The sequence below is a fragment of the Streptococcus sp. SK140 genome (assembly GCF_000259525.1).
Classification (GTDB): domain Bacteria; phylum Bacillota; class Bacilli; order Lactobacillales; family Streptococcaceae; genus Streptococcus.
Map to the genome: position 1 here is coordinate 1 of NZ_AJML01000029.1, position 10,403 is coordinate 10,403.

Below are 10,403 nucleotides of genomic sequence, written 5' to 3' on the forward strand. Positions count from 1 at the left end.
GACGATTCCAATAAAAAAGAAATCAGTGAAACATTGACAGATGTCTATGCTTCTTTGAATGAAAAGGGCTATAACCCTATTAACCAGATCGTGGGCTATGTTCTCAGTGGAGACCCAGCTTACGTTCCTCGTTATAACAATGCACGAAATCAAATCCGTAAGTATGAGCGAGATGAAATCGTTGAAGAATTGGTTCGCTACTACCTTAAAGGACAAGGAGTCGATCTATAATCTATGAGAATTATGGGATTGGACGTTGGTTCCAAAACGGTAGGAGTAGCGATTAGCGATCCGTTAGGTTTTACGGCACAAGGGCTTGAAATCATCCAAATCAATGAAGATCAAGGTCAGTTTGGTTTTGAACGCCTCAAGGAACTCGTTGAAACCTATAAGGTAGACCGTTTTATTGTTGGTTTGCCTAAAAATATGAACAATACCAGCGGACCGCGCGTGGAAGCCAGTCAAGCCTATGGAGCCAAACTAGAAGAACTCTTTGGTCTACCGGTAGAGTATCAAGATGAACGCCTAACTACGGTCGCTGCAGAACGTATGTTGATTGAGCAAGCAGATATTAGTCGCAATAAGCGTAAAAAAGTTATTGATAAACTAGCTGCTCAATTGATTTTGCAAAATTATTTAGATAGAAAATTTTAAGACAGAGGAGAAACTATGTCACACGATCACAACCACGATCACGAAGAACGTGAACTTATTACACTTGTAGATGAGCAAGGAAACGAAACTTTATTTGAAATCCTTTTGACTATTGACGGAAAAGAAGAATTTGGTAAAAACTATGTCCTTCTTGTACCAGTTAACGCAGAAGAAGATGAAAACGGCGAAGTTGAAATCCAAGCTTATTCATTCATCGAAAATGAAGATGGAACAGAAGGTGAATTGCAACCAATCCCTGAAGATTCAGAAGATGAGTGGAACATGATTGAAGAAGTCTTCAACAGCTTTATGGAGGAGTAAAAACATCCGGGGGATGTTTTTACCCCTGCTTCTAGAAATAAGAAAAAGCAGGAACGTTCGGGGGAACGTTTTTAGCCTTACGCTAAAAGTAAAGACCGTAAGTCTGGGAGACTGTATCAGCCCAGTTCCTTGAAATAAGAGAGAACTGGTAAGTCCGGGGGATGTTTTTACTCCTGCTTCTAGAAATAAGAAAAAGCAGGAACGTCCGGGGGACATTTTTCTCCCATACTAGAATTAAATACTAGCTAATGAAGTAAAAAGCGAAGAGAATCTTCGCTTTTTTATTAAGGATTAAGGAGATTAAGCGTGTTTGAAGTAGAAAAATGGCTTCATAGTCGAATCGGTTTGAATTTTAGATCAGGTTTGGGGCGGATGCAGAGAGCGGTAGACTTGCTGGGGAACCCTGAGCAAGCCTATCCTATTATCCATGTGACAGGGACAAATGGAAAGGGTTCAACCATCGCCTTTATGAGAGAGCTCTTTCTTTCTCATGGTAAGAAGGTGGGGACCTTTACTTCGCCCCACATTGTTAGCATCCATGATCGGATTTGTATCAATGGTCAACCTATATCGGATGCAGACTTTATCCGTTTAGCAAATCAAGTTAAGGAAATGGAGCAAAGACTTCTAGAAACACACGATCAGCTATCTTTTTTTGAGTTGTTAACCGTGATTGCTTTGCTTTATTTTAAAGAACAAGAGGTGGATCTAGTTCTATTAGAAGTTGGGATTGGTGGACTTCTTGATACCACTAATGTGGTGACTGGAGAGATTGCAGTTATTACTTCAATCGGCCTAGATCATCAGGAGACCTTGGGCAATAGTCTGGAAGAAATCGCTGAACAGAAAGCAGGAATTTTTAAGCCAGAAAGAGTAGCAGTGATTGCAAACTTAGCTCCTGAAGCCCAGCTCGTTTGTCAAAAGATAGCAGAAGATTTAGATGTAACTCTCTACCAAGCTGACCGAGATTTTTCTTTCAAATCAGGAAATTTTTCTTCTTCTCTAGCGGATTTGACCCAATTAAAACTGGGTTTGGAAGGAGCTTATCAAGAGGAAAATGCCGCCCTTGCTTTGCAGGCATTTCTGTTGTTTATGACAGAGAGAGGTGAAAAGGTCAATGAGGAAGCTATCCGGTATGCTCTGAAAACAACCAGTTGGGCTGGGCGTCTAGAAGCTGTTACGGAGCACATTTATCTAGATGGTGCCCACAATCTACCAGCCTTGGAGCGGTTAGTTGAATTTATCCAGGAAAAAATTCAGCAAGGTTATCAACCTCAAATCCTTTTTGGAGCTTTAAAGCGTAAAGATTACAGTGGTATGCTTGGTTATCTGACAGATCATTTACCTGATACAGCTCTCTATGTGACGAGCTTTGACTATCAGGGATCTTTGGAGGAGAAAGATTTGAGCGACTATCATAGAGTTGCTTCCTATCGAGACTTTATAGATGATTTTGAAAAGTCTGCAGGTGAGAAAGACTTACTGTTTGTTACAGGTTCCCTCTATTTTATATCTGAAGTTCGTGCCTACCTTATAAAAACATAGTTGCTTGATTGACCTTGTTTCCTTTATTTGATATAGTATAAGTAGAATAGTTCTGCAGTTTTTCTGCCTTTAGCTCCTGAAAGAAAGGAGACATTATGTCACTAAGAAAATTTACACTTTCTCTTGCTACTGTGGCAAGTCTTAGTCTTTTAGTTGCTTGTTCGTCAACAGCTAAATCGACACCTTCATCCCAAGCAAGCACTAGCTCTGAGGCGAGCACTAGTCAAGTGTCAGAAACCAGTGCTTCTAGTTCTACTACTAGTGCAAAGACTGACACGACTACTAATATAGATGGGACCTACAAGGGCCAATACGAGGGTGATAGCATTACTCTTGTAGTCACTGGAAATACCGGAACGTGGACAGAAGTTGAAGCGAACGGAGATCAAGAGGTTAAGAAGGTGACCTTCGAACCAGAAAATCAGAAAGTCATCATTGGTGATGACGTCAAGATTTATGTGGCAGAAGAGAACCAGATTATTATCGATGACATGGACCGTGAGGCTTCAGATCGTATCGTTTTAAAGAAATAGACATCATTTGTTGGGATTTGGATCTGTAAAAGACGGATTCAAATCCTTTTTTCATTGACTTTGAGCTCAAAAAAATTCCATACTTTTAAGGTCGCTAATGTCTACCACAAAAGTATAGAATGAGTGAAATTAAAGAAATCGTTCTTGTAAAAACTGAGCGACGCCATCTTCTTCGTTGGTTAATGGTAATTGCTCGTCTGCGAAAGGTAACAGAGCAGGATTTGCGTTTTTCATAGCATAGCCTTTACCTGCAAAGGAAAGCATCTCTTGGTCATTGTGTTCGTCACCAAAGGCAATTAAATTCTGTTTGTCTATATTCATGACATTGAGAAGATATTCAAGGGCAAAAGCCTTGTGAACTCCTTTGGGAGTACATTCAAGGATATTTAAGGGACCGCCCCAAGTATTAATATTGAGTTGATGCTTGTAAAAGCTGTTCATCTCTTCAGCCAGTGCATATTTATCGTCTGCCCTAGTTTGTAATAAAATACAGTTAGGCCCCTTGGTCACTAAATCAGACTGGAATTGATTTTCTGGGCGAAAGTTTTCAACACCAAATAATTTAGGGTCGGCAATTTCTTTGTCCGGGGCTGTAATGTAAAACTTTTTACGGTATTCACCTGCGATAAAGTCTGCCTCAATATCCTCTTTTCGTTTCACGATATCCAAGAGGTATTTTTTGTCCACGGTCAGACACTTTTCATGTTTCCAAGTCTTACCTGGCAGATGAGTGAGTGAACCGTTGAAGTTGATCATAGGGGTTTCAAGTTCAAGTTGGTCATAAAAATCTTTGGCCATACGGTAAGGGCGACCAGTTGCGATAACAACTTGGTGGCCTTTTTTAGAGATTTTCTTAATCGTTTCAATAGTAAAATCAGAAAGTTTGCTTTCAGAGTTGAGCAAGGTTCCGTCCAAATCGACGGCAATCATTTTTTTAGTCATAAAATCCTCCCGAATCTAGTTTCAGATAAGATGTTTTCTATTATATCAGAAAGTGACTAGAAAAGCTGATAATAAGCGAAAATAAAGAGAATAATATCTCATAAGAATTTTTAAAATTAGAAAAAACATCTTGAAAAGATGAATGATTGGTGATATAATGGTAGTATTGTTCGTAAAATGACAAAGGAGATTAAAAATGGACAAACTATTTAAACTAAAAGAGCACGGGACAGATGTCCGTACAGAGGTTCTTGCTGGTTTAACAACTTTCTTTGCAATGAGTTATATTCTCTTTGTAAACCCTCAAATGCTTTCACAAACAGGAATGCCTGTTCAGGGTGTATTCTTGGCGACAATTATCGGTTCTGTTGTGGGAACTTTGATGATGGCCTTCTATGCTAACTTGCCATATGCGCAAGCTCCAGGTATGGGACTAAATGCCTTCTTCACATTTACCGTCGTATTTGGGATGGGTTATAAATGGCAAGAAGCCCTTGGAATGGTCTTCATCTGTGGGATTATTTCATTGATTATTACATTGACCAATGTTCGTAAAATGATCATCGAATCTATTCCTACAACTCTTCGTTCAGCGATTTCAGCTGGTATTGGGGTTTTCCTTGCTTATGTTGGGATTAAGAATGCTGGTCTCTTGAAATTCTCGATTGACCCAGGTACCTATACAGTAGCAGGTGAAGGAGCAGATAAGGCTCAAGCAGCACTTACTGCAAACTCAGCAGCTGTTCCAGGATTGGTAGACTTCAACACTCCAGCTGTCTTGGTAGCTCTTGCAGGTCTTGCCATTACTATCTTCTTCGTTGTTAAGGGGATCAAAGGTGGTATCATCCTTTCTATTTTGACAACGACAGTTCTTGCGATTGCTGTTGGTCTTGTTGATTTGTCTAGCATTGACTTTGCAAGCAATAATCTTTCATCAGCAGTTAACGACCTAGGAACCTTGTTTGGTGCTGCTCTTGGTTCAGAAGGATTGGGATCTCTGATTTCAAACACTTCTCGTTTGCCAGAAACCTTGATGGCCATTCTTGCTTTCTCATTGACAGATATTTTTGATACTATCGGTACTCTTATCGGTACTGGTGAAAAAGTTGGTATCATTGCAACAAGTGGTGAAAACCATGAGTCAGCTAAATTGGATAAGGCTCTTTACTCTGACTTGGTGGCAACTTCAGTAGGTGCTATTGCAGGTACTTCAAACGTTACAACTTATGTCGAGTCTGCAGCGGGTATCGGTGCTGGTGGACGTACTGGTTTGACAGCTTTGGTTGTTGCCATCTGTTTTGCCCTATCAAGCTTCTTTAGCCCACTTCTAGCAATTGTTCCAACAGCTGCAACTGCACCAATTTTGATCATCGTCGGAATTATGATGCTTTCTAACTTGAAAAATATCCCTTGGGATGATATGGCTGAAGCTGTTCCAGCTTTCTTCACATCTATCTTTATGGGATTCAGCTACTCAATCACACAAGGGATTGCCGTTGGTTTCTTAACTTATACTTTGACGAAGGTTGTCAAAGGTCAAGTGAAAGATGTGCATGTCATGATTTGGATTTTGGATGCCTTGTTTATCTTGAACTACATCAGTATGGCTCTTAACTAATGAAAAAAACTAAAAAAAGAGGGGAGTCTCCTCTTTTTTTGTTGATGGAAATATCACAAAATAAAACTTTTTGGTATAATAATTACATGTACACAAAAAATGAAGATGAGTTGGTTGCACTTGGGGAAAAGCTAGGGCACTTGTTAGAAAAAAATGATGTGTTGATTTTGACTGGTGAATTAGGTGCTGGGAAAACAACGCTAACAAAGGGTCTGGCTAAGGGATTAGGCATTCATCAAATGATTAAGAGTCCTACTTATACCATTGTTAGAGAATATGAAGGACGTCTACCCTTGTATCACTTAGATGTTTATCGCATCGAAGGGGATGCAGATTCTATCGACTTGGATGAATTTCTTTTTGGTTCAGGTGTAACGGTTATTGAGTGGGGACATCTATTGGGGGAAAATCTTCCATCAGATTATCTGGAGTTAGAAATCCTTAAAAAAGATGAGGGCCGAGAAATCGTCTTTCATGCTCATGGCCAAAGAGCGACAGAACTTTTGAAAGGATTGACGGATGGAGTATGATCTTTTAATCCGTGAAGCGGAAGCCCAGGATGCTTCAGCGGTCATTGCTCTATTAGATCAAATTGGTCAAGAGTCTAGTTATACCAGTCTGGATGAAAATGGGATTGCAATGAGTGAGTCTGAAATGCAACATTTTTTGGATAAGCAGGCCCAGTCGGATAATCAAATTACCCTACTCGCTTTTTTGAATGATGAGTTAGTAGGAATCATCAATACAACAGCTGATCAACGTCCGCGAGTCCGTCATATTGGAGATGTCTTTTTAGGAATAAAAAAAGCTTACTGGGGAAATGGTCTCGGTAGTATCTTGATGGAAGAAACTATTGAATGGGCCAAATCAAGTGGTAGTATTCGACGTTTACAATTGACAGTTCAAAAAAGAAATCTTGCTGCGGTGCATCTGTATGAAAAAATGGGCTTTAACATAGAAGGATTACAGGAACGTGGTGCTTGTATAGAAGGAGGAGAGTTTCTAGATGTTTACCTAATGGGTCAACTGATAGACGAATAAGAGTATGGCAAAAAAGATAATCGGAATGTTTTTAGGCTTTGTTCTTGTGACAGTACTTGGTGTGGGAGCTTATGCCTATACGATCTACCAACAGAGTACACAGACTTTGGCCAAAACCTATAAAAAAATCGGAGAAGAAACCAAGGTCATTGAAGCGACCGAACCTCTGACGATTTTGCTTATGGGAGTGGACACAGGGAATGTTGAACGTACAGATCCATGGGCTGGTAATAGTGATTCAATGATCTTGGTGACGGTGAATCCTAAAACCAAGAAGACAGTCATGATGAGTTTGGAGCGTGATATTCTCACACAAATCCAGCAGCCAGATGGTAGTGTAACGGAGGCTAAACTCAATGCCGCCTACGCCAATGGTGGAGCAGAGTTGTCTATTTCAACGATTCAAAAAATGATGAATATCCACATTGACCGTTATGTGATGGTCAACATGCATGGACTTCAAAGAATGGTTGATGCAGTAGGTGGAATTACAGTGAACAACACTCTAGGTTTCCCAATCTCTATCCAAGATCAGGAACCATTTAATACGATTTCTATCGGTGTTGGTGAACAGAAACTAAATGGTGAAGAAGCCCTTGTTTATTCACGTATGCGTTATCAGGATCCAGAAGGAGACTATGGTCGTCAAAAACGTCAGCGTGAAGTGATTCAAAAAGTTGTTGAGAAGATTCTTAGTTTGAACAGTGTGAGTCACTATCAAGAGATTCTGAAGGCTCTTAGTGACAATATGCAGACAAATATCGAGATTACAACGACAACGATTCCTCAGTTGATGGGGTATCAAGATTCATTTAAGAATATTGAGTCTCAACAATTGCGTGGAGAGGATGCAATGCTTCAAGGGACATCTTACCAAATCGTGACATCTGAGCATATGTTAGAGATGCAAAATCTTTTACGCCGCTCGCTCGGGCAACCAGAAGTTACGAATTTGGAGACCAACGTAGTCTTGTATGAGAATCTTTATGGTCAGGGTCAGTTGCCTCAATCTACTAGTGTTGCAGTAGAAGAGTTAGAATAATAGGAAACTATTCATCAAATCGTAGGAATTATCCTGCGATTTTTTCAAAGAAATCCGAATAGGTAAGTAGGAGGAAAAAATGAAAGCAGAAATTATAGCTGTTGGAACAGAGATTTTGACAGGTCAAATTGTCAATACCAATGCGCAATTCTTGTCTGAAAAGTTGGCTGAAATCGGTGTAGATGTCTATTTTCAGACAGCTGTAGGAGATAACGAAGCTCGTCTCTTATCCTTGTTGGAAATTGCTCAGAATCGCAGTAGCCTAGTCATTTTAACAGGTGGCTTGGGGCCGACAGAAGATGATTTGACCAAGCAAACTTTGGCCCAATTTTTGGGACGTGACTTGACTTTTGATCCTCAGGCTCAGGCTAAGCTAGATGACTTTTTTGCTCATCGACCAGACTATGCTAGAACTCCAAATAATGAACGCCAGGCTCAAATCGTTCAAGGTTCAACTCCATTACCAAACGAAACAGGGCTAGCAGTCGGTGGCATGATCGAGGTGGCTGGGGTAACCTACGTCGTTCTACCAGGACCTCCAAGTGAATTGAAACCTATGATCTTAAATGAGTTGCTTCCAAGATTGACAACGGGATCTAAGCTCTATTCACGTGTGCTTCGTTTCTTTGGGATTGGTGAAAGTCAGCTAGTGACCATTCTATCAGATTTGATTGACCAGCAGACGGATCCAACCTTGGCACCTTATGCTAAAACTGGGGAAGTGACCCTTCGATTATCGACCAAGGCTAAGAGTCAAGAAGAAGCAGATCGTGTTCTAGATACTTTAGAACAAAAAATCCTTGAAAGAGAAACCTTTGAAGGTGTTTCACTTCGAGAAATTTGCTATGGCTATGGGGAAGAAACCAGCTTGGCTAGCCTGGTAGTAGAAGAGTTGAAAAAGCAAAAGAAAACTATTACTGCAGCAGAAAGTTTGACTGCAGGTCTTTTTCAAGCTACTTTGGCAGATTTTTCAGGTGTATCTGCTATCTTTAAAGGTGGTTTTGTGACCTATAGCCTTGAAGAAAAAGCTAAGATTCTTGATATTCCACAGGCTGAATTGGAAAAACACGGAGTCGTCTCAGCCTTTACTGCTGAAAAAATGGCTGAACAGGCGCGAATCAAGACCCAGTCAGATTTTGGAATTAGTTTGACAGGAGTGGCTGGACCAGATAGCCTAGAAGGACATCCAGCAGGTACAGTTTTTATCGCTTTGGCGCAAGCTTCGGGGACAGAAGTTATCCAGGCCAATATCGCAGGCAGAAGTCGAGCAGATGTGCGAGAAATTGCAGTCTTACATGCCTTTAACCTAGTTCGCAAAGCTTTATTAAGTGCTGGAGATTTGTTATAATAGAAGAAGGTCTAAGGACTATTAGAATACAGGAGAATAAAATGGCGAAAAAACCAACAAAAAAATTAGACGAAATTGGCAAAAAATTTGGTGCTGATCGTGAAAAAGCCCTAAATGATGCCCTTAAATTGATTGAAAAAGACTTCGGTAAGGGTTCAATCATGCGCTTGGGAGAACGTGCAGAGCAAAAGGTCCAAGTGATGAGCTCAGGTTCTTTGGCTCTTGATATCGCACTCGGATCAGGTGGTTATCCAAAGGGACGTATCATCGAAATCTACGGTCCAGAATCATCAGGTAAGACAACAGTAGCCCTTCACGCTGTAGCACAAGCTCAAAAAGAAGGCGGAATTGCTGCCTTTATCGATGCGGAGCACGCTCTTGATCCAGCCTATGCAGCAGCTCTTGGGGTTAACATTGACGAATTGCTCTTGTCACAACCAGATTCAGGTGAGCAAGGTCTTGAAATTGCTGGGAAATTGATTGACTCAGGTGCAGTTGACCTTGTCGTTATCGACTCAGTTGCTGCCCTTGTACCTCGTGCAGAAATCGATGGAGATATCGGAGATAGCCACGTTGGTCTTCAAGCTCGTATGATGAGCCAGGCTATGCGTAAACTCGGAGCTTCTATTAATAAGACTAAGACAATTGCTATCTTCATTAACCAATTGCGTGAAAAAGTAGGAGTTATGTTTGGTAATCCAGAGACAACTCCTGGTGGACGTGCCCTTAAATTCTACGCTTCTGTCCGTTTGGATGTTCGTGGAAGCACACAAATCAAAGGAACTGGTGACCAAAAAGATACGAGCGTAGGTAAGGAAACCAAGATTAAGGTTGTTAAAAACAAGGTAGCTCCACCATTCAAAGAAGCCTTTGTTGAAATCATGTATGGAGAAGGAATTTCAAGAACTGGTGAGCTTTTGAAGATTGCAAGTGATCTTGACATCATCAAGAAAGCAGGAGCATGGTACTCTTATAAAGACGAAAAGATCGGTCAAGGTTCTGAAAATGCTAAGAAATACTTGGCAGATCACCCAGAAGTCTTTGATGAGATTGACCACCAAGTTCGTGTCAAGTTTGGCTTGATTGAAGATGATGCAGTAGCTGATGAAAAAGTTGCACCTGTGGAATCAGAAGTAGCTAATCAAGAAGTGACTCTTGACCTTGGCGATGATCTTGAAATCGAAATTGAAGATTAAAAAGTAAAAGTGGCGGAGGAATCCCCACTTTTCTGTTATCTTGGACTAAAGAACTAATACTCAATGAAAATCAAAGAGCAAACTAGGAAGCTAGCCGCAGGCTGTACTTGAGTACGGCAAGGTGAAGCTGACGTGGTTTGAATTTGATTTTCGAAGAGTATAA

The 10,403-nt window shown here is 40.7% G+C and carries 12 protein-coding genes; 11 read left to right on the forward strand and 1 reads right to left on the reverse strand.

From position 1 onward, the window contains the following. The 5 genes from HMPREF1116_RS08365 to HMPREF1116_RS08385 all read left to right on the forward strand — a co-directional run. Positions 1–231 (forward strand): IreB family regulatory phosphoprotein (locus HMPREF1116_RS08365; RefSeq protein WP_001184546.1); only part of this gene is annotated, 231 nt, incomplete at its 5' end. Between the two features lie 3 nt (positions 232–234). Next, on the forward strand, positions 235–654 hold the full coding sequence (ruvX, locus tag HMPREF1116_RS08370) for a Holliday junction resolvase RuvX (RefSeq protein WP_007555486.1): 420 nt from the start codon (positions 235–237) through the stop codon (positions 652–654). A gap of 15 nt (positions 655–669) precedes the next feature. Then, positions 670–975 carry a DUF1292 domain-containing protein gene (locus HMPREF1116_RS08375; protein ID WP_000017624.1) on the forward strand — a complete coding sequence of 102 codons (306 nt, stop codon included), beginning with the start codon at positions 670–672 and terminating at the stop codon, positions 973–975. 306 nt (positions 976–1,281) lie between these two features. Further along, entirely contained in the window at positions 1,282–2,520 is a 1,239-nt protein-coding gene (locus HMPREF1116_RS08380) for a bifunctional folylpolyglutamate synthase/dihydrofolate synthase (protein WP_000464362.1), read from the forward strand. A gap of 95 nt (positions 2,521–2,615) precedes the next feature. Beyond that, positions 2,616–3,053, forward strand: coding sequence for an SP_0198 family lipoprotein (locus tag HMPREF1116_RS08385; RefSeq protein WP_000058626.1), 438 nt, complete (start codon positions 2,616–2,618; stop codon positions 3,051–3,053). A gap of 129 nt (positions 3,054–3,182) precedes the next feature. On the opposite strand, the gene HMPREF1116_RS08390 is transcribed toward HMPREF1116_RS08385, so the two are convergent. Continuing rightward, positions 3,183–3,995 (reverse strand): Cof-type HAD-IIB family hydrolase, encoded by an 813-nt coding sequence (locus HMPREF1116_RS08390; protein WP_000162891.1) that lies wholly within the window; start codon positions 3,993–3,995, stop codon positions 3,183–3,185. A 196-nt stretch (positions 3,996–4,191) separates the two neighbouring features. Here HMPREF1116_RS08390 and HMPREF1116_RS08395 point away from each other — a divergent pair, with 196 nt between their 5' ends. The 6 genes from HMPREF1116_RS08395 to recA all read left to right on the forward strand — a co-directional run bounded on the left by HMPREF1116_RS08395 (position 4,192) and on the right by recA (position 10,240). Beyond that, the gene (locus HMPREF1116_RS08395) at positions 4,192–5,613 is read left to right on the forward strand and encodes an NCS2 family permease (RefSeq protein WP_000359239.1); all 1,422 of its coding nucleotides are present in this window, start codon (positions 4,192–4,194) and stop codon (positions 5,611–5,613) included. Positions 5,614–5,699: 86 nt separating this feature from the next. Next, entirely contained in the window at positions 5,700–6,143 is a 444-nt protein-coding gene (gene tsaE / locus HMPREF1116_RS08400; protein WP_007555495.1) for a tRNA (adenosine(37)-N6)-threonylcarbamoyltransferase complex ATPase subunit type 1 TsaE, read from the forward strand. Further along, a complete protein-coding gene (locus HMPREF1116_RS08405) occupies positions 6,133–6,654 on the forward strand; it encodes a GNAT family N-acetyltransferase (RefSeq protein ID WP_000455485.1) in 522 nt (173 codons plus the stop codon). Before tsaE ends, HMPREF1116_RS08405 begins: the two co-directional genes overlap by 11 nt. Positions 6,655–6,658: 4 nt before the next feature. Next, the gene (gene lytR, locus HMPREF1116_RS08410) at positions 6,659–7,696 is read left to right on the forward strand and encodes a glycopolymer--peptidoglycan transferase LytR (RefSeq protein ID WP_025171292.1); all 1,038 of its coding nucleotides are present in this window, start codon (positions 6,659–6,661) and stop codon (positions 7,694–7,696) included. A gap of 79 nt (positions 7,697–7,775) precedes the next feature. Then, positions 7,776–9,044 carry a competence/damage-inducible protein A gene (locus HMPREF1116_RS08415; RefSeq protein WP_000642666.1) on the forward strand — a complete coding sequence of 423 codons (1,269 nt, stop codon included), beginning with the start codon at positions 7,776–7,778 and terminating at the stop codon, positions 9,042–9,044. Between the two features lie 41 nt (positions 9,045–9,085). Then, complete coding sequence (recA, locus tag HMPREF1116_RS08420; protein ID WP_001085523.1) at positions 9,086–10,240, forward strand: recombinase RecA; 1,155 nt, start codon at positions 9,086–9,088, stop codon at positions 10,238–10,240. The last annotated feature ends 163 nt before the right edge of the window (positions 10,241–10,403 follow it).

Coding starts and splice junctions, on each gene's coding strand:
- HMPREF1116_RS08395 (WP_000359239.1), top strand. CDS start 4,192: ATGGACAAACTATTTAAACTAAAAGAGCACGGGACAGATGTCCGTACA.
- recA (WP_001085523.1), top strand. CDS start 9,086: ATGGCGAAAAAACCAACAAAAAAATTAGACGAAATTGGCAAAAAATTT.
- HMPREF1116_RS08385 (WP_000058626.1), top strand. CDS start 2,616: ATGTCACTAAGAAAATTTACACTTTCTCTTGCTACTGTGGCAAGTCTT.
- ruvX (WP_007555486.1), top strand. CDS start 235: ATGAGAATTATGGGATTGGACGTTGGTTCCAAAACGGTAGGAGTAGCG.
- lytR (WP_025171292.1), top strand. CDS start 6,659: ATGGCAAAAAAGATAATCGGAATGTTTTTAGGCTTTGTTCTTGTGACA.
- HMPREF1116_RS08375 (WP_000017624.1), top strand. CDS start 670: ATGTCACACGATCACAACCACGATCACGAAGAACGTGAACTTATTACA.
- HMPREF1116_RS08415 (WP_000642666.1), top strand. CDS start 7,776: ATGAAAGCAGAAATTATAGCTGTTGGAACAGAGATTTTGACAGGTCAA.
- HMPREF1116_RS08390 (WP_000162891.1), bottom strand. CDS start 3,995: ATGACTAAAAAAATGATTGCCGTCGATTTGGACGGAACCTTGCTCAAC.
- tsaE (WP_007555495.1), top strand. CDS start 5,700: ATGTACACAAAAAATGAAGATGAGTTGGTTGCACTTGGGGAAAAGCTA.
- HMPREF1116_RS08405 (WP_000455485.1), top strand. CDS start 6,133: ATGGAGTATGATCTTTTAATCCGTGAAGCGGAAGCCCAGGATGCTTCA.